Genomic DNA, 19,676 nt, shown 5'->3' on the forward strand with positions numbered 1-19,676 from the left:
ATTATGGAGAAAGCAGGGATAGATATGGGAACCTTGAGTTCAAGCTTAAAAGGCAGAAGTTTTCTGGCGGAGATCGATTTTACGGAAGAGGAATTGTTGTATCTCCTGGATTTAGCGGCGGATTTAAAAGAGAAAAAGAAAAACGGTATTCCCCATCGTTATTTGGAAGGAAAAAATATAGCTCTTTTATTTGAAAAAACTTCTACTCGCACCCGGTGTGCCTTTACAGTAGCTTGTACGGATTTAGGCGCGCATCCCGAATATTTGGGGAAAGGCGATATCCAGCTCGGTAAAAAAGAATCCGTAGAAGACACGGCGAAAGTGTTAGGCCGGATGTTTGACGGCATCGAGTTCCGCGGCTTTGCCCATAAAACAGTGGAATCATTAGCTCAGCACTCGGGTGTACCGGTATGGAACGGTCTAACGGATCTGTGGCATCCTACCCAAACGCTCGCGGATTTGTTAACCATCCGGGAACATATGTTGGCGATGGCCGGAACAATGTGGCCAACAGCTTATTGGTCGGCGGTTCAATCGTTGGCATGGAAGTTCGGATTTGTGCGCCAAAAACATTATGGCCGGCACAAGAAGTCGTTTATTTGGCCAAAAAATTCAGCGACCGGGTCATGGTAACCAGCAGCATTGAAGAGGCCGCTTTCGGCGCGGATGTAATCTACACGGATGTTTGGGTATCTATGGGGGAAGAAGATAAATTTGCCGAGCGTATTGAACTGCTTTCCCCTTATCAAGTAAATAGGCAAATGATTAAAGAAACGGGGAATAGCGATGTGATTTTCTTGCATTGTTTGCCTGCCTTTCATGATCTGGAAACCGCGTATGGCAAAGAAATTTACGAAAAACATGGATTAAGAGAAATGGAAGTCACCGATGAGATATTCCGCAGCAAGCATTCCAAAGTATTCGATCAAGCGGAAAATAGAATGCACACCATTAAAGCGGTTTTAGCGGCTACTTTGGGAAGTGAGCGCAATGGGTGAAGATAACAAATTAGGATTATTTACACTAACGGCTCTAGTTGTCGGTTCGATGATCGGCGGCGGAGCGTTTAACCTGGCAAGCGATATGGCCAAAGAAGCCGGCGCCGGAGCGATGATTATCGGATGGATTATCACAGGAATCGGCATGATTGCGCTTGGATTATCCTTTCAGAATTTAACTAACAAAAGACCGGATTTGGATGGCGGTATTTTTAGCTACGCCAAAGCCGGGTTTGGAAACTTTATGGGATTTAACAGCGCATGGGGGTATTGGGTAGCCGCTTGGCTTGGCAATGTAGCTTACGCGACCTTATTATTTAGTGCGTTGGGGTATTTTTTTCCCATTTTTGATGGGGGGCAAAATATAGCCTCGATTATTGGGGCGAGCATATTGCTCTGGTGTGTTCACCTGCTGATTTTACGAGGCGTACAATCGGCGGCGCTTATCAACTTAGTAACTACAATCGCGAAATTAGTACCTGTGTTTGTGTTTATTATTGTGGGAATCTTTGCTTTTCGAATCGATATATTCATAGACGGATTTTGGGGACAAGGCGGTACTTTTGCTTGGGGGGCGGTAGGCAGCCAAGTTAAAAGCACCATGCTTGTAACTCTCTGGGTATTTACTGGTGTTGAAGGGGCTGTTGTCTTATCCGGCCGCGCCAAAAATAAACGTGATGTCGGGAAAGCGACCGTCATTGGATTGATAGGCACACTTATTATTTACGTATTGATTACATTATTATCTCTCGGGCTGATGCAGCAAGCGGATATTGCCCAGTTAAAAAATCCGGCTATGGCCTATTTATTTGAAAGTGTTGTTGGAAAATGGGGCGCTGCATTTATTAACCTGGGTTTGGTTGTTTCCGCCTCAGGCGCTTGGCTAGGCTGGACTTTACTTGCATCTGAAATTCCCTATCTAGCCGCTAAAGATAGTGTATTTCCAAAGTGGTTTGCGAAAGAGAATAAAAACAAAGCTCCTGTAAATTCATTATGGATTACCAATGGTTTAATTCAACTGTTTTTATTAACTTTCATGATTTCGGATCAAGCGTATAATTTTGCGTTTTCTCTAGCATCCTCAGCCATTTTAATTCCCTATGCGTTTTCGGCGTTCTATCAATTGAAGTATAGCTTGCGATCCAAAGAAAAAGACCGAACCATCAATATAATCATTGGTATAGTCGCAAGTATTTATGGAATTTGGTTGGTTTATGCGGCTGGGCTGGATTACTTGTTATTGGCCATGACCTTATATGCACCAGGCATTTTCATCTATTATAAGCTGCAAAAGAAAAGTAAACCAAAGCGGATCTTTACTCGGGCGGAACTGATCTTATCCGTTGCTATTGCCGCTTTAGCAATATTCACCATCTATGAATTAGTTACGGGGAACATTACGATTTGAAGTTTTTGGAAATGAAAAACTATTGGAGGGTTGAAATATGACACGAAGAAAAATTGTAGTGGCACTAGGCGGAAATGCGATACAATCCGGTAATGCTACGGCAAAGGCACAGCAAGAAGCATTGGAAAAAACGGCGGAACAACTTGTAAAAATTATAGAAAATGATGTGGATGTCGTATTTGTCCATGGGAACGGTCCGCAAGTGGGGAATATTTTATTGCAGCAAAAGGCGGCCGAATCGGAAAAAACGCCCGCCATGCCGTTGGATACTTGCGGTGCGATGAGCCAAGGCATGATCGGCTATTGGATGGGAAATGCGATTGCAAAAGTATTAAGAAAACAAAATATAAATAAAGATGTGGTAACCATCGTAACGCGAGTGGTCGTCGATGAAAAAGACGAAGCCTTTAACAATCCCACAAAACCAATCGGGCCTTTTTATACAGAGGATGAAGCAAGAGACTTAATGAAGGAAACCAAAGTAGTATTTAAAGAAGACGCAGGAAGAGGATGGAGACGGGTTGTACCGTCGCCAACGCCTGTAAGCATTCTTGAATATAAAGTGATCGATTCTTTGGTAAAGGCCGGGAATATCGTCATTGCTGTGGGCGGCGGCGGAAATCCGGTCATTCATGGTAAAGAAGGATTAACGGGGACCGAAGCGGTGATTGATAAAGACTTCGCCGCTCAGAAATTAGCAGAATTAGTAGAGGCCGATACGCTTGTCATTTTAACGGCAGTGGATTTTGTGTATGTGAATTTCAATAAGCCAAATCAAAAAAGGTTAGAGTCTGTAACCGTTGATGAATTAGAAGGATATGTAAAAGAACAGCATTTTGCGGCGGGAAGCATGCTTCCTAAAATTGAAGCTGCCATCAATTTCGTGAATGCAAATTCAGAACGAAAAGCTATTATTACCTCTCTAGACAAGGTCAATGAAGCGTTGGAAGGAAAAACGGGTACGGTTATTTCTAAACAAAAGGGACCTGTGCATGCATAAATAAGATATAAAAATACTACTTTTAATCAAAATGGTCGAATTTGGGTCCTATTTGCTCCCGAATTCGGCCTGCTTGTTTCATTGATTAATTCGGGTCTATGATAAAATTCAACTTAATTCCATTACGCAACAAGAGAGGTGTATTTATGAATAAAAGGAATGTAATAGAAAATTTAAAACAGTTTGACTTGTTTGCTGATTTATCTGAAAAAAAATTGCAAAGCTTAACGGAGTTTGTCTATTGGCGAACTTATAAGAAGGGTCAATTTTTATTTTTGGAAGGGGATTCAAGGGAACGCATTTACCTGATGTTAGATGGCTTTGTAAAGTTGGAGCGGGTCAATCAAAGTGGAAACTTACTCTATGAGGACTATGTGAAACGATATTCAATTTTTCCTTACGGCGGTATGTTTACGGATAAAAGATATACTTACTCGGCAGAAGCTTTGACAGATGTAGATGTGTATTATATTCCAGCGGCGATTTTTGAAGATATGTTGAAGGCCAATCAAAAGCAATTAATATTTGTGGTTCAGCAGTTTTCTTTGATCTTAAAACTTCATGAACATCGTGTTCAATATATTACAACACCTAATGCACAGGATCGGGTAATTCAGTCACTTAATTATTTAAGACAGGATTTGGGGGAACAAAACGGTGAAGAGATTGTCATTTCGTGTCCACTGACCACCATCGAAATCTCCAAAATATCCGGAACGTCACGAGAAACGGTTAGCTGCGTGTTAAATCAGTTAAAGAAAGATCATATTATCACCGTATCAGGTAAAAAAATTATAATACATGACCCCGCTTATTTCGAGAAAATCTCGATATGAAAATACGGAGAAGCCGCTTGGTTGCGGCTTTTTTTATTTTGCAAAAGAAATGGCGAATGGATTATTGCACGAATGCGGTTTGTTTGTACAGGGTGACGCAGGATGGAGCTTCAGGTTTATCGATCGGAATTTTGTTTATTGCGCCGGCGGGAAGGCCGTGACATAATTTGGGCATTCCATCTAATGCGGTTGACAGCGGCACGACTTTGAGGGACTTATAGTGAGGCTAAAAAGGCGAGTTTTTTCGTCGCTGGAAGGAGAGGCAGGCATGCTGGATCAATTGACGGCGGAGCAGTTGTTTTTAGTGCGGCAGGCTATGGCGGAGATGGACAGCCATTATGATGAAGAGATGCACATGCTGTGGAACGTGGAGGATGGCGAGGGCAAGCGGCATTCCACCCGCGGCAGCGCCCATTATGCCGTAGGCCTGCTGATCAGGAACGGCGCTGGAGACCTGGAAAGAGCCTGTGCCGTTTTGAACAAAGTGCTGGAGTTGCAGCTTGACCGTCCGGATGAAGTTTACCACGGCACTTTCAAAACCTCGCCGGAAGCGGCGGAGCCTCCAGCCGGCGGCTTTCCGTGGAAAAGCTTCGGTCCGGGCTTTGCGTATTACATGACCCGCACGCTGGAGGCGATTTCCGATAAGCTGGCGGATGAGCTTGGCGCCGGGGACAGGCAGGGGAAGCGGCGGGTCGAGGAGGCTTTCGCGAAGGCCGCCCGTCAGGTGATTCCTACGGTTTGGCAAACCTATGATCCGAACTGGAGAGAATTTATTGCCAGCGCCTTTGCGGTTATTCTGGAGCATTTCGAGCAGGAGCTTCCGGGGGAACTGGCCGGCCGCATGGACGAAGCGATGAAAAAGGCTGTCGCCGGCTCCATCGACCGCCGGCTGTCGGACGCGGTTCCGATGAACACGAATATCGAGCTGATGCATCTTTTCATCGTCCATTATTACGGCTGCCGCTACGGCAATGAGGCCTGGATCCGGCATGCCGACCGGGAAGCCGCGAGATTCCTGGAAGCCTTTGCGGAATTCGGCACGGTTGCGGAATTCAACTCTACGACTTATTACGGCGTCGATCTCACCGTTCTCGGAATGATTCGGAAATATGCCCGGACGGTGAATATTAGAGCGATGGGCCATACGTTGGAGCAAGGCCTTTGGGAAAACATTGCCTTGTTTTACAACCCGCATCTTGAAAATATGGCCGGCCCCTATGCCAGGGCTTACGAGATGGAGATGACCGCTCACAGCTCGCTGGGCGTGTTTCTTTATTTGGCGTTTGGCGAGAGCTTCAAGCATTTGGCGGGCGTCAACTGCGAGACGGGCCATGATCCGATGATTGCGCTCGTCGGCGCGGGCGTCCCGGAACATGTGAAGCCGATGCTGCTGGCCCATAAGGAGGACCGCCTGGTCACCAAACGGTTCCGCGAGCTGTGCGAACGGGATCAGCCGGGAGAGAACCGGTTCGTGTGTACGGCGACGGCTTGGATTGAGCGGAATCTAATGATCGGGGCGCTAACGGGAAGCCGGAACACCAACGGCCAGTTGCATCCGGCGACGATACATTGGCAAAACGACTCAGGCGGCCGCTATTATTTGCGGTTAATCCGCAGGGAGCCGGAAGGCGGCTGGAATACGCATTTGCGCGGTTATTTCGTGGATGCGGAAGCGTCGCGGGGCAAGTTGACCGCAGCCGTAACGCTTGAGACCGGCAAAGCGCTCGAAGTCTGCTTCGAGGTGTGCGGGCCGAAGGTATTTGCCGCGGGAATTACGCCTGCGAAATGGGTGTTCCCGGGGCTGTCGATCCGTGTCGAGGCGAACGCTCCGGAGCCGCTCGTCCGGGAACGGGACGGCTGCGTGGAGATTGTTTATCCTTATCGCCCGGGATTTACGGGCAAGCATATGGACTTCAAGCTTGAACTGCAGTCCGGAGATTGATCGCCAGCGCATACCGCTCCTGCCGATTTCATAATTATTTATCATTAACTTAACTTTCGCAGCAAAACATCGGCAGACGTGCCTTGATGTAGTTGGGTAAAACAGCAATCCATTGCCGGAGTTGACGCTGAATCAGAGGCGTACAGTGTCTTTCCGGCTTTTTGGGCTGCTTTGTTGATCAAGTTGAGCAACTATAGAAGCATGGAAGCGTCAACGCTGTAGCGGCGTCACGATCCGGCGGAGTCAGCGTATCTACCTTTTGCATCGTAGCCGTTTCGAGTAGTGTCACAAATCGATGCCAGGTGAGGGAGCTGGCTGTCTGAAGGGACTGTCTAAAGGGTTCGTGTTTTGATGTTCCTGCCTGTTGCCTGCTGCCTGCCTTTGCACGATTATTCCTTTCGTTCAGGGAACAGGGGAAGGAGGATAGAGCAAGGGTTCCAAAAAAGAGAGAGGAAAAAGAGAGGGGAAAAAATGAGGCGGTTCAGGTAGATTTTTGACTTGATGAGGGAACGTATGTTTGATATAATGAAATAAATAGAACCTATGTTCGTACATTCTTGATTCGGGGGCGAGCGGATATGGAAGTCAATACGGGAACGGAACTTCAACCATTCAGCAGCCGTTTTAACAGCGAGCAGGACTGCATGGAGGCGTTGATCGCGATGAAGTGGCCAAGCGGCTTTGTCTGCCCGCGCTGCGCTCACACCCGGTGCAGCCGTCTAACTTCCCGGCATATCCCCTTGTTCGAGTGCGGAAAGTGCAAGCATCAAACATCGCCATTGGTCGGCACGATTTTTGAAGGAACGCATCTGCCCTTGCTCAAGTGGTTCGAGGCCCTGGATTTATTCCTGCTCCCGGGCGGCATCTCGGCGCTGCGGCTGAGCAAGGTGATCCGGGTCACCTACAAGACCGCTTGGTCGCTGCTGCACAAAATACGCCATGCCGTGGGGGAGTTCGATGCCCGGGAGCTGCTCTCTGGAGACGTGAAGGTGAACAGCGATCAGTATGGGCGTAATCCGTCCCGGTGTCAGCTTACGCATCCGTACGCCTCGGCGGTCGTAGCCGGCTGCACGGTCACGGAGTCGGGCGAGCCGGAGCAGGTTAAAATCCGCCTGGTGCCGCATAAGCGGGGAGGCGAAAAGAGGGCAAACCGTCACGATCTAACCGCGTTTATTAGCGGGCATGTGGATGTCCGTACATCGGCGGTACAGTTGTTCCCTCAGGCCTTTCGGCTGTATGCGCCCTTGCGGAAAGTGGTGAGAGAGGCGTGGGAATCGCTGAAGAGTACGTATGGAGCCTTGGGACTGAAACATCTGCAGGCGTACCTGAACGAATACACCGGACGCCGCCGGTTGCGCCTGCCCGGAGGACTGCCCGGAGCGGAAGAAACGATGCGGCAGAAGTTGCTGCAGATGTGTGTGGCGATTCCGACGATCCCTTACCGTAAGCTGATCGCGCGCCAACCGAACCAGCCCCTTGCGGCTGCGGCCTGATCGTGGACCTGGAACGGAAGGGTTAGCTTAATGCGGATCAATTTGATTGATGTGGGTTAGCATGAACAGTGTCGGGCGTTGCTGCAGACGGAAGGGTTCAGGCTAAATTTAAATCACGGTCTTTTCGTTTCCCTCGCGTCTTGCCCTTAATCTCCTGTCTTGATCTCTTGTCCGGTCTGTTTCACCTCCTCTAAACCTGATTTCTTCTCCTATGTCTGTCTAAATTATCTCGAACCTATCTGCTTCTCCACCAAATATTTTTTCTCTTGAGCTTGTCTTTCTCGCTGTAACCTGATCAAACGGGATAATCGTGCAAAGTCTCCGGACAGCTAGTGTTAATTCTGCCGCCCACCCCACTTCCCTATCCTCAAGCTTTCAACGCCCCTCTATGTTTCTTGCCGCGACCGCTTTTCGACTTGACTGGCAAGTCGGCTAACCTTTTCCATTTTCATTGACTTCGTTAAAAATGCTCTTTTACAATAAAGTAAGCGTTTTCTCTGTAAAAAAAGGAAAATGTGCACCAATGGGGGTGGTGAAATGAGAGGAAACTGGTACCGACGTATGCTGTTATCGTATTTTCCTATCTTTTTAATAACGGTGGCCGTTTTGTTTTTCATCTTCGTCATTGTGATCAGCGACATTTCGTATAAGCAGACGGTCAAGGCCGACCGGATCACGACGGATTACATGGTGGGCCGGCTTACCAGCTCGCTTAAAGGCATTGAGATGGATGTCCTCGGGGAAATCGAAAAAAACAAACGGTACGAGGATTTCCTGAATGTCGGGCTGACGGAGCGGGATAGCCAGATCGTCCTTGATGTGGCGGGCAGCATGCGCGAGCTTGCCGCTAGCGACAGCTTGATCGATTCAATCTATATCTACCGTGATGAGGATCGAAAAGTGCTGACGCGCAGCGGGCTTGTGGATTGGGACACCTTTGCCGACCGCCCTTTCCTCGAACAGGCGCTGGCGAACCTTGATACCCGCAGCTGGTCGCCGGCCAGAAGTTACCGGGAGTTCAGTTCGGATCAGAATAAACGGGTTATTTCCATCTATAAAAGAGAGCCCCTGCCTTTTGGAAACGACGGTCTTGTCGTGATCAATATCGATATGTACGCGGTCGGGCAAATGATCCGCTCGATGAACAGCAATGAGGTCTCGTTCCTGGATGTTCGCGATGTGTCCGGCGAGCTGCTGTTCACCACGCGTTCCGCTGGTCCGTCCGAGGAAGGCGATAAGAGCAGCAAGGTCGTCAACCGGATCGAGTCGGAGATGCTCGGCTGGCGGTTCGAAAGCGGAATCGCCGCCGGACAGCTGTTTACGTGGGTATCCTTTATTTCTTATATTTGGGTCGTTATTGGCATTTTAACGGTTGCTTTCGCCCTGCTGTATATCATTTTGATTACGCGAAAAAATTATAAGCCGATCCGGGCGATGATGAGCCGGATTGCATCGCTGCGGCAGCGCGAGAATGAGTTTGGGCTGAACATGGACGAGTTGTCCATGATCGATCAAACGCTGGAAAATCTGATTCGGCAGGCGGCCGACTTCGAGAAGCAGCAGCGCGAAAACCTGCTGGTGAGGCGGCGCCAGTTGTTTTATGACATGATGCGGGGAGAAAAGCTTGACATGCTGGATGACCGTTTGAAGAGGCTGGGAGTGCTTCCCGAAGGGGAAGATCTGCAGTTGGCTTTCGTGGTGGTAGAGATCCGCAACTTTGAGGAGTTCCGCAGCACGTTCTCCGAACGGGATCAGCATACCCTGAAATTTGCGCTGACGAACGTCTTGCAGGAGCTGGCGCAAATCGACGGCATGTATGGCTGGGCGGAATGGATTGCCGAGGAAAAAATGGGCATGATCGTCGGCGTGGGCGAACGCTGCTCTTCCGCGCTGGAGCAAATTAGAGCGTTCGCGGACAAGGGAAGGGAATGGGTAGAGCAGCATCTGCGCTTTTCCTTGCTATTTTGCGTCGGAGATGTGGAGCGGAATTGGAAACAGATCGGGCGATCCTATCAAGCGGCGGTCGATGTCCTGCAGCATAAATTGTCGCTGGGCAAGGAAGCGGTCATGATGAGCGATGATTTGCCGGAAGCCGGCGACCGCAAATGGTACGAATATGTGTTGATCAGTTCCGAGCTTGTAAGGGAATTCAGACGTTTGAACAGCGAATGGCGTATCTGTCTGGACAAGTTGTTCGCGCAGGTGGCGAAGGATTGCTTGAAGGATGAGGATATCGGAATGGTGCTGCAAATTATGATGGATATGCTGGGATATGAGCTGTCCTCCATTTCCGACGATCTGTATCGCCGCTTCAAGGGCCCGGAAGCCGCCGTCCAGTTGAAAGCCGCTGAAATGACGGGGTCTCTCGAGGAATTAAAAGCTCACTATTCCGAACATTTGACCGAAATGTACCGCATGTATGTTGCGCACAGTGAAACCAAAAATCATCGCGCGCTGGTGGGCGAACTAAAGTCTTATATTGAGGAGAACTTTGAAAATCCCGATTTGTCTTTGAAACATTTGAGCGACCGTTTTCACATTTCGGCGAAGTACGCCAGCTATTTGTTTAAGGAAGAATTCAACCTGAAATTCGTTGATTTTATCGTCAAACTGCGGATGGAGCGGGCACAGGAACTGCTGGCCGAAACCAATGAGACGATTCAGAATATTTCCATTCGTGTGGGTTATGCCAACTCGATTACGTTCGGGCGCGTTTTTAAACGAATCGTCGGCGTAACGCCGGGGGATTACAGAAAATTGCGGCTGAGACCCGAAAAGCCCCGCCATTCCTGGGATTCATGAAAAATGTTTATTGCACGATTACGCTTTGTTTTTGCAAATATTGGATATCCCCGCGAGGGTTTATCGTTTTGAAACTAGTTTATTGCCGCTTCATCGAAGGCCATGGCATACTTTGGTCATTCCGCAGAGGGCTGCATCGGCAAAAAAAATGAAAACGCAATCATAGACAGTCCGTCCGGGATATTACCTCATTTCGAAGAAGGGGATGATAAGATGACCGGAAACAAAAAAAGCAAAGGAATGGCTATAGCCGCTGTTATTCTGACTGCCTCCTTGTTGTTCACCGCATGTTCGTCATCGTCAAATTCAAAGTCCAATGAGCCGGGCGGAACGCAAGCGGGAGAATCGGGGAAACGGGTTACGCTTAAGATCGAAGTTTTCGATCGCGGAAATTCTCCGGCCGGATCCACGATTACGGACAACTATTTAACGAACTACGTTCAAGAAAACTTCGGGGATCCCAACAACATCGATGTGGAATTTGTACCGGTTCCCCGGTCCGAAGAGGTGGAGAAGCTGAACGTATTGATGGCCAGCGGCAGCGACGTGCCGGACATCGTGTTCACTTATGACACGAATACTTTTAACCGCTATGCTTCGCAAGGAGGTTTAACCGATCTGGGTCCGCTCCTGCAGCAGCATGCTCCGAATTTAAAGGCTTTCCTGGGTGAAGACATTCTGCAATACGGCCTGTATGAAGGCACGCAATACGCGGTCCCCGCTAAACGTTCACAAGTAGGTAAATATGCCTCCTTTATCCGTCAGGATTGGCTGGATAAGCTGGGTCTTGCCGTACCGCAAACCACGGAGGAGCTGTATGAAGCGCTGAAAGCCTTCAAAGAGAAAGATCCGGGCGGGACGGGAGGCCAGGTGATTCCTCTGGCGATGACGGTGGCCAACGCCCAGTACGAACCGCTCATCTGGTCATTCATCGAGCCGCTGACGGAGGAACAAAGTTATACGCTGACGCAAACGCTCGGCTCCAATGATTATCCGGCGCTTTTGCCGGGCTTTAAGGATGCGCTGCGGTTTATGAACAAGCTGTACAACGAAGGTTTGATGAGCAAGGACTTCGCTCTGGATACGGACAAGAAAAAATTGGGCGAAGACGTATCGTCGGGCAAAGTCGGCTTCTTCAGCGAGGACGATGTCAACCCTTTTTATGAGAACGGGACTTACGCAACGCTGCAAAAGAACGTTCCGGGCGCCATTCTCGCGGCGGTGGACGTATATTCGAACTCCGAAGGCAAACATCCCAAGCCGATGTACAATCCGAACGGGATGTATATCATGGTTCCTAAATCGAGCAAACGCGCCGTGGAAGCCATCAAGTATTTGGAATGGATGGCCGCGGACGACCACCTGTTCCATATGCAAAACGGCATCGAAGGCGAAAATTACATGATGGTAGACGGCGTTCCGGTCGCGATGGAGAAGCAAACGGAGGAAGCCTTAAACCGTCTGTACAATAGCGGCGACATGGCCATTATTGCGAACGGCAAACAGTTGGGAAGCGAGGAAATGAACCTGAAAGCCAGAGCGTTGCAATTCCCGCCGGAATATCAGGATATTGTCGCCAAAGCCCAGCAAATTGCCAATACCGATGTGATCGAGCCGGTTGTGATGAAGAGACCGATTGCGGCGCAAACGAAATACGGTACGACTTTGCAGGAAAAATTCAACGAAATGCTCGTGAAGACGACGATGGTGAAGCCGGATCAATTCGACAGCGTGTATGAAACGATGATGAAAGATTATATGGCCAGCGGAGGCCAGGCGGTTCTCGACGAACGCACGGCTGTCTATAAAGAGATGCAGTCCAAGTAAGTCGCCGCATAAGGAGGGACCGCTGTGAGTTGGAAAGTCTATTTCCGCAGATATTGGCAGCTGTACGCGCTGCTTGCGCTGCCGCTCGCTTATTTTATCATTTTTAGATACGGGCCGATGTACGGGATTCAAATCGCGTTTAAAGACTTCAACTTCTTCCAGGGTATTGGAGGAAGCGAATGGACCGGCTTCGAGGCGTTCCGGGAAGTGTTCGGCATGCGGGATTTTTATATTACGCTCCGCAATACGCTGATGCTCAATTTTTTGGATTTGCTGGTCTCTTTTCCGGCGCCGCTCATTTTGGCTATTTTACTTTATGAAATGAAGACCGCCTGGTTCAAAAAGCTTTCGCAAACGATCCTTTATATCCCGCATTTCATATCCTGGGTGATCATCGGCGGCATCGCCGCCCAAGTGTTTGGCACGCAATCCGGCATGATCAACAATATCATCACCTCTTTGGGTTATGAAGCGGTTCCTTTTCTCACGGAAAAAAACACTTGGCTGATTACCTATTTGGTGATCGGTGTGTGGCAAAGTGCGGGCTGGGGGACGATTATCTATTTGGCGGCTTTGACCGGCATTAACAAAGAGCTGTTCGAAGCGGCAAGCATCGATGGGGCCGGCAGACTGAAACGGATTTGGCATATTACGCTCCCCGGCTTGAAAGCGACGATCGTCATGCTGCTGATCATCAATCTCGGCCATATGATTACCATCGGCTTTGACCGCCCGTATGTGATCGGCAATCTTGCCGTGCGCGAGTATTCCGACGTACTCAGCACGTTCGTCTATCGAATCGGGCTCCAATCCGGCCAATACACGCTGGCAACGGTTGTCGGCTTGTTTCAGGCCGTCGTAGGGCTGGTTATGGTTCTTTCCGCAAACGCTATCTCCAAGAAGCTTACCGACGAGGGGATTATGTAGGATATGCGAAGATTTTGAAAGGAGCGGACGCCTGTGAAAGAGCAAACAGCCAACCGCGTGTTCGATATTGTCAATTTTATCGTTTTAGCCGCCGCCACACTGCTTTGTCTAGCTCCGTTCATCCATATTTTAGCGGTTTCCCTGAGCTCTGCGGGGCCCATCTTATCGGGGAAGGTCAGTCTGATCCCGGTTGAAATCACTTTTGAATCCTATAAGCAGGTATTTACCGACTCGTCTATGATCCGTTCCTTAGGATTTACGGTGCTGCTGACGGCATTGTTCACGGTATTTTGCATGGTCATGACGATCGCCGCCGGGTATCCTTTGTCCAAAAGAAAGCTGAAAGGCCGCAAGCTATTCATGACGATCGTGCTCGTTACGATGTTCTTCAGCGGCGGCATCATTCCGGAATATATTTTGGTCCGCAGCCTGAACCTGCTGGACACGATCTGGGCGCTTGTGCTTCCGGGACTTATCAATCCTTTTTATTTAATTATTTTGATTACCTTTTTTAACAATATTCCGGAGAGCCTGGAGGAGTCCGCGGAAATTGACGGGAGCAGCCATTTTCGGACTTTGCTCGGCATTATCCTGCCGCTCTCGCTCCCGGTTATCGCCACGCTAAGCTTGTTTTATGCGGTAGGCCGGTGGAACGGATTTCAGGATACGCTCATGTACATTAACAGTCCGGAGCTTTATCCGCTGCAACTTAAATTGTACCAGCTCATCCAGAACAATATGATATCCGATCTTCTGGCGGCGGAAGGCGCAGGCGCCGTCTCCAGGCTCGTACCGGAAGGATTGAAGTCGGCGAGCGTCATGTTTGCGACGGTGCCGATCCTGCTCGTTTACCCGTGGCTGCAGCGTTACTTCGTAAGCGGCGTGATGCTTGGCGCAGTGAAAGGTTGATATGGCCAACGTATGATCTGATCAGTCGATTACAGGCTGTGTAAGTTGAACCAAAGAAAAGCGGAAGTTAGGCAAAAGTGTGGAATGATTCCGAAGAAACGGGAGCGATCGCGGTCAATAGGAACATTTCAACGGCTGCCCTGTCACGTTCACTCGGTAGTTCAACTTATACAGATGAACTGGACGACGGCTGAAGAAAGTGTGGGAAAGCGTATGGAGATTTATGAAAAGCTGGTCTTAGCGAACGATGATTTCGTGCAAGATGCGATGGAGCGTCAGGTGCTTGACACAGCCAGCCGCTTCTACGGCGGGGTGGCCGATCCGGCGAACGGCCTTGCCTGGCCGAGCCACGGCGGAACGCCGAAGGAAATGGCCGCATGGGCATGTGCTCTCATTAACGAAGACTCCCGATTCTATCATCATGAAGAGCTGCTGCATCGTTTGGAACTGGCGGCGGAATTTATGCTGCGGTCGCAGCATGCCGACGGTTCGATTTCGCCGCCGTGGACGAACCTGCATTCGCCGCCCGACACGGCTTTCGTCGTGAGCGGTTTGGCACAGGTCTATGAGTTGTTGAACGCCCATGCCGCTGTATATGAACAAATTCGCAAGGCGGCAGCGGATATTCGCCGTTTTCTGGAGCGAACCATTCCCGTCTTGCAGACGGGAGGATGCCATACTCCGAATCACCGCTGGGTCATCGCTTCGGCTCTCGGGTTTATGTTTAAGCTGACGGGGCGAGCAAAGCTGAAAGAGCGGGCGGAGCAATGGCTCGCGGAAGGCCTCGACTGCACGGAGGACGGGGAGTGGACGGAACGCAGCAACGGCATTTATAACGCCGTTAGCGACCTCGTGCTGTATTATGCTGCGGAGCTGTTGGGCCGCCCGGAGCTGCTGGAACCTGTGCGCCGGAACTTGCGGATGATGGCGTACTTGATCCATCCCGGCGGGGACGTGGTTACGGATTATTCCGGGCGTCAGGATTTCGGCCGCCAATCCGATTTGAGCGGTTTTTTTCTGATCCTGAAGCTGATGGAGGAGCGCGACCGCGATCCGCTGTTTGCGGCGCTGGCCGATCTCGCCGGCGAGGCGCTGGGGCAACCCGGCATGCTGCCGAACAACGCGCTGATCGGCTACCTGCGTTACCCGGAGCTGCGGCGGCGCAAGGTAGAGCCCGGCCCCTTGCCGGACCGGTACAAAGTTGTCATTAACGGCGGTTTTCCACGCGAGCGTTATCTGCAGGCGATGGAGGCGGCCGGGCACGGAGGGCGTATTTACCACAGCCGCCTGCATCCCGATTTCGGCGCGCCGGTCGCCCGCCAGCGGGAAGGAAAGACGAGCGTGACCGTCATGGCCGAAGCGAATTCGTTTTTCGCCCTGCGGCACGGTGAGGCCCGGCTGCTTGGCGTGCAGATCGGCACTTCTTTTGGGCCTGGGTTTGTCAAGTTTCAGACGCTGGAGCGGCTGGGGCAAGGTTATCGCTTGCGGGCCGAGGAGTATAAAGGCTATTACGGGCCCGTACCGGCCCGGCATTTGCCTGCCGCGGCGGGGGAAGCGGTGAGCCCCTGGTATTTGCTGCCGCATCATCTTCGCGAAGTCACCCATGAGCAGAAGCATGAGGTGGAGCTCGAGCTTGCGGAAACCGGGCAGGGCTGGAGCCTGCGCCTCTGCTGCCGGCTGCCGGAGGTGCTGATGACGCAGGTTTCCTTCATCTTCGGCAGCGAAGGGGCATGGTTCGGAGAGGGGGTTGCGTCGGCGGGCGAAGGAACGTACTTTTGGAAGGACGGGCGTGTCCGGTACAGTTCGGGAAGCGATTGGATCGAACTTGAAGGCGGCGGCCATGAACACTCGGCAAAGGAACTCAACAACCTAAGTTATCCGCCCGATTGCCGGACCTTGCTGGTCAACCTGCTAACGCCGTATGACCGTACGTTTCAATTGCGGTTGTCCCCCGCCCAAGAATAAATGCTTAAACGTTCTATCGCCGAGAGTCGGGAGACTGGACTCTGGACTCTGGACTCTGGGTTCTAGATTCTAGATTCTAGATTCTAGAGTCTAGAGTCTAGAGTCTAGATCTGGACTCTGGGTTCGGCTTTGGCTGGATCAAATGCAAAAGTGCATTTGATTTACGGTATATTACTTTATTTAGAGCGGTTGAGATGCAAAAGCGCATTTGGTTTGGGGCTGTTCGATAAAAAAGGGGGGATGAACTGCACTTTTGCATTTGAACCCCCTATTTCGGTAAATTTCGACGAAAATCGCATGCCCTTTTGCATTTCATGGGATGTTTTGGAGGCAAATCACCGATGCTGGAGGCGAACCACCGATGCTGGAGGCGAACCACCGATAGCTGGAGGCGAAACGCCAACAGCCGCTTTCTTTAAGAGCCGGCGATAGGCCTGCCGGTAGCTGCCGTCTGCTCAAGGCTGTGCACATGTTCCGGCTTTTGTTCCCAGTCTTTTTGTTCCCAGTCCTTCCGCTCCCAATCCGGCTGCTCCAGCCGCAGCTTGAGCACAAACGTGCTTCCCGCGTCCGTACTGCCGTCCAGCAGCAGGTCGCCGCCTTGGGCGCGGGCGAGCAGCCGGCTGTAGGTCAAGCCGAGGCCCAGCCCGCGCACTTTCCGCTTCTTGGCTTGCCCGCGGTAGAACTGCTCGAAGATGTGCGGCTGTTCCTCCGCCGGGATGCCGCCGCCGTTGTCGCGGACGAGGATGTCCATGTATCTGTCGTGCGAAATCAGCCGGATACCGACGCGGAGCGGGCGTTCGTCCGCCGCGGCTTGCAGGGCGTTGTTCAGCAGATTCACCACGATTTGCTGAATCCGCAGGGCGTCCCCGAGGGCGACAAGCTCCTCCCCGCAGGGTTCGATCGCAACGGAGACCTGTTCCTCCTCATGGAGCAGCCCCCATTGATAGACGATTTCCTCCACGAGCAGCTTCACATTGAGCGGGCTGCTTTTCACTTCCAGGCTGCCGGAGGAAAGAGCGTTGTAGTTGAGCAGGTCGGCAACCATCCATTCCAGCCGTTCGGACTCCTTTAGGGCGATATCCAAAAATTCCTCGGCTTCCTCCCGGTTCACCACCCCTTCGCGCACCGCCAAAAGCAAACCTTTGATGGAGGTGACCGGGGTCTTTAGCTCATGGGTCACTCCGGCCAGCTGCAGCGCCCGCCACGCTTCCAACTGCTTGAGGCGAAAGGCCATGTCCTTAAAGGAGCCGATCATCTCCTGGATTTCGCGCTCCGGCGTGGCGATATCCAGGTTGACGTCGTATGAGCCGGCGGCGATCTGCCTGGCGCTTAGGGCGACGCGGCGAATCGGGCGCGACAGCTTGCGGGACAAAGCGTAAAGCGTGATCCAACCGCACAAAACGAGCGTAAGCAGCAGCAGAACGACCAAAACGATTTCGTTCGGGCTATAGGTCAGCGAGCGTTTGGATTGAAGCAAGGCGACCTGTCCCTTTTTTTCGCCGCCGCTCATGATCGGAGTCGTCACCGCCATAAACCGGCTGTCACGCGATTCGGCCAGATCGTCCGTCAGCTTGTGTTTCAAATCTTTATCGCTGATTTTTGGTTTGGAGAATACAAGGTTCCCTTGATCATCGGTAATAATCAGACAAAGCTCGTCCTTGTCCAGATTGAAATAAACAAACCGGCTTTTCAGCAAATGCTGAAAATCGGGCGGAATGACAATTTCCCCGTTTGGGGAGGTGACCCGTTCGGAAATTTCCTGACCGAGCAGTCCGGTCGTTTTCAGCCGGCTGTCCCTCGCCGTTTCCCGAATCCAATACACCGCAGCCACAGTGATAATGGCCAGGCCCAGGCACAAGATGACAAAATACCGCAGGGTCCAGTAAGACAGGATCGAGGTCTGCTTAGGCGCAGGTTTTATTCTTTGACCCATAATTGATACCCCATTCCCCGCAGCGTGCGGATTTCTCCGTCTTTCGCCGACCAGTGCGACAGCGCCTGACGCAGCCGTTTAATCGACAGATCGACTGCCCGGTCGCTCCCGTCATAGTCCATCCCCCATACCTGCTCAATCAACTGTTCACGGGTAAAAGTCCGGTTGGGCCGCTCGGCCAGGAAAAGCAGCAAAGCCAACTCGCGGGGATTTAACGCGACCTCGGCTCCGTTGACCTGGACCTGCTTGGCGGCCAAATCGATATGCAGGTTGCCGTAAATTCTTGTACTGCGGTGGTCGTTCCAATGCGGCGGCCGGCGCAGCACGGCGTTGATCCGGGCGATGACCTCCTCCGGGACGAACGGCTTGACCATGTAATCGTCGGCCCCTCCGTTCAGGCCGTCGAGCCGGTCCGATATTCCGTCCCTCGCCGTCAGCATAATGACAGGGCAGGCGCTTTTTTTCCGGATCGCGGACAGCAGATCCATGCCGTCCGAGTCCGGCAGCATGAGATCGAGCAAAATCAGATCCGGCGCTTTGCGAGCGAACTGCTCCATGGCTTCAGCGCCGTTAGCGGCCCGGACGGGCTGGTAACCCGCCTTCTTGACGTAAGCGGCCAGCACGCGCGAAATGGCTTCCTCGTCTTCGATAATCAATATGGTTTTCACGGAAATCTCCTTTTTCTCGAAATCTCGTTGCTTACATCAATACCATATGCCGAGCCCGGCCGCAAGCATCGCCTAATGGGAATTTTCTCAAAAAATCCAATTTACGGAAAAAGGCGGCGTTCTGACATCATCCCGACACATTCGAATGGTAGGTTATGAGATAAATAGGGATAGGAGGTTTTACAATTTATGAGCAAAAAAACGAGAAACTGGATCATAGCGGGCGGGGCCGCTGCAGTGATATTGATAGGAACGGGCGGTTATAAGTTTATGGACAACTACTTGGGCAACCGGGTGGAAATTGAGCAAGCTATTCCGGCCAGCGGCGCTGTGGCCGATGCTTCGGCAGACGGTGAAAAAACGGTCGTAACCGCCGAGCGGTTGAACGGGGAATGGAAGATTACCGACGCTTCCAAGGTTTATTTTTCCGTGACGACTTCGCGCGAGACCGTAAACTTTGAAAATGCCGCGGTTAGCGGAACATGGACGATTCAGCTGGACCAGCCCGAGGATATGAAGGCCGAGGGAGTCTTGGAGATGAGCGATGTGAACTCCGGAAACGGGCAGCGGGACGAGCATATCAAAACCGCCGACTTTTTTGATGTAGCGCAGTATCCCCAGGCAACATTTACCGCCGCCTCCTTTGAAGGACTGCCTGGCGAATGGGAGGAAGGGAAAGTTTACGATTTTAAGATGGCCGGAACGATGAACGTCAAAGGGATCGATAAAGAGGTTACATTCGACGGACAAGCGCTTTACCAGGATAATCAGGTGCGATTGTCCGGCACAACGACCGTGACCTTCGCCGATTTCGGCCTGCAAAATCCGCACAACGTCGTTTTGGATACGGAAAACGATATTTCCGTCCGGCTGGAGCTGGTGCTTGAGAAGTAAATTTTGGAATCAGACGAACATATTTGACCGGCGCTTTGAATAGGATCAATTGATTGTGGAAAATGATGCCGTAC

General features: G+C 51.2%; 13 protein-coding genes and 2 pseudogenes. 12 read left to right on the forward strand and 3 right to left on the reverse strand.

Annotated elements, in window-relative coordinates; translation table 11 throughout:
* The first annotated feature begins 24 nt into the window (after window positions 1–24).
* The 5 genes and pseudogenes from argF to DYE26_RS32205 all read left to right on the forward strand — a co-directional run bounded on the left by argF (window position 25) and on the right by DYE26_RS32205 (window position 6,184).
* Window positions 25–998: pseudogene (gene argF, locus DYE26_RS32185) on the forward strand (ornithine carbamoyltransferase).
* The gene (arcD, locus tag DYE26_RS32190; protein ID WP_036620880.1) at window positions 991–2,406 is read left to right on the forward strand and encodes an arginine-ornithine antiporter; all 1,416 of its coding nucleotides are present in this window, start codon (window positions 991–993) and stop codon (window positions 2,404–2,406) included. Before argF ends, arcD begins: the two are co-directional and overlap by 8 nt.
* 37 nt (window positions 2,407–2,443) lie before the next feature.
* A complete protein-coding gene (gene arcC, locus DYE26_RS32195) occupies window positions 2,444–3,406 on the forward strand; it encodes a carbamate kinase (RefSeq protein WP_036620883.1) in 963 nt (320 codons plus the stop codon).
* Between the two features lie 146 nt (window positions 3,407–3,552).
* Entirely contained in the window at window positions 3,553–4,242 is a 690-nt protein-coding gene (locus tag DYE26_RS32200; protein ID WP_036620885.1) for a Crp/Fnr family transcriptional regulator, read from the forward strand.
* A gap of 268 nt (window positions 4,243–4,510) precedes the next feature.
* On the forward strand, window positions 4,511–6,184 hold the full coding sequence (locus tag DYE26_RS32205) for a hypothetical protein (RefSeq protein ID WP_036620888.1): 1,674 nt from the start codon (window positions 4,511–4,513) through the stop codon (window positions 6,182–6,184).
* Between the two features lie 49 nt (window positions 6,185–6,233).
* Here the strand turns inward: DYE26_RS32205 and DYE26_RS35045 are convergent.
* Window positions 6,234–6,375, reverse strand: a pseudogene (locus tag DYE26_RS35045) (IS4 family transposase); the annotation flags it as partial.
* A gap of 387 nt (window positions 6,376–6,762) precedes the next feature.
* On the opposite strand from DYE26_RS35045, the gene DYE26_RS32210 reads away from it, so the two are divergent.
* From DYE26_RS32210 to DYE26_RS32235, 6 genes are all read left to right on the forward strand, one after another.
* Window positions 6,763–7,677 (forward strand): transposase, encoded by a 915-nt coding sequence (locus tag DYE26_RS32210; protein ID WP_115311370.1) that lies wholly within the window; start codon window positions 6,763–6,765, stop codon window positions 7,675–7,677.
* A gap of 537 nt (window positions 7,678–8,214) precedes the next feature.
* Window positions 8,215–10,479: a helix-turn-helix domain-containing protein gene (locus DYE26_RS32215; RefSeq protein ID WP_036620892.1), complete on the forward strand. Its 2,265-nt coding sequence runs from the start codon at window positions 8,215–8,217 to the stop codon at window positions 10,477–10,479.
* Between the two features lie 213 nt (window positions 10,480–10,692).
* Entirely contained in the window at window positions 10,693–12,306 is a 1,614-nt protein-coding gene (locus DYE26_RS32220; protein ID WP_036620894.1) for an extracellular solute-binding protein, read from the forward strand.
* Window positions 12,307–12,330: 24 nt separating this feature from the next.
* Window positions 12,331–13,233: an ABC transporter permease gene (locus DYE26_RS32225; RefSeq protein ID WP_036620895.1), complete on the forward strand. Its 903-nt coding sequence runs from the start codon at window positions 12,331–12,333 to the stop codon at window positions 13,231–13,233.
* 33 nt (window positions 13,234–13,266) lie between these two features.
* Window positions 13,267–14,142 carry a carbohydrate ABC transporter permease gene (locus DYE26_RS32230; RefSeq protein ID WP_036620897.1) on the forward strand — a complete coding sequence of 292 codons (876 nt, stop codon included), beginning with the start codon at window positions 13,267–13,269 and terminating at the stop codon, window positions 14,140–14,142.
* A 213-nt stretch (window positions 14,143–14,355) separates the two neighbouring features.
* The gene (locus DYE26_RS32235) at window positions 14,356–16,107 is read left to right on the forward strand and encodes a prenyltransferase/squalene oxidase repeat-containing protein (RefSeq protein WP_036620899.1); all 1,752 of its coding nucleotides are present in this window, start codon (window positions 14,356–14,358) and stop codon (window positions 16,105–16,107) included.
* A 415-nt stretch (window positions 16,108–16,522) separates the two neighbouring features.
* On the opposite strand, the gene DYE26_RS32240 is transcribed toward DYE26_RS32235, so the two are convergent.
* On the reverse strand, window positions 16,523–18,040 hold the full coding sequence (locus DYE26_RS32240) for a HAMP domain-containing sensor histidine kinase (RefSeq protein WP_063836303.1): 1,518 nt from the start codon (window positions 18,038–18,040) through the stop codon (window positions 16,523–16,525).
* A complete protein-coding gene (locus DYE26_RS32245) occupies window positions 18,025–18,708 on the reverse strand; it encodes a response regulator transcription factor (RefSeq protein ID WP_036620900.1) in 684 nt (227 codons plus the stop codon). Before DYE26_RS32245 ends, DYE26_RS32240 begins: the two co-directional genes overlap by 16 nt.
* A gap of 189 nt (window positions 18,709–18,897) precedes the next feature.
* Here DYE26_RS32245 and DYE26_RS32250 point away from each other — a divergent pair, with 189 nt between their 5' ends.
* Window positions 18,898–19,602, forward strand: coding sequence for a YceI family protein (locus tag DYE26_RS32250; protein WP_036620901.1), 705 nt, complete (start codon window positions 18,898–18,900; stop codon window positions 19,600–19,602).
* Window positions 19,603–19,676 lie beyond the last annotated feature (74 nt).

The sequence above is a fragment of the Paenibacillus macerans genome (genome assembly GCF_900454495.1).
In the GTDB taxonomy this organism is placed as follows: domain Bacteria; phylum Bacillota; class Bacilli; order Paenibacillales; family Paenibacillaceae; genus Fontibacillus; species Fontibacillus macerans.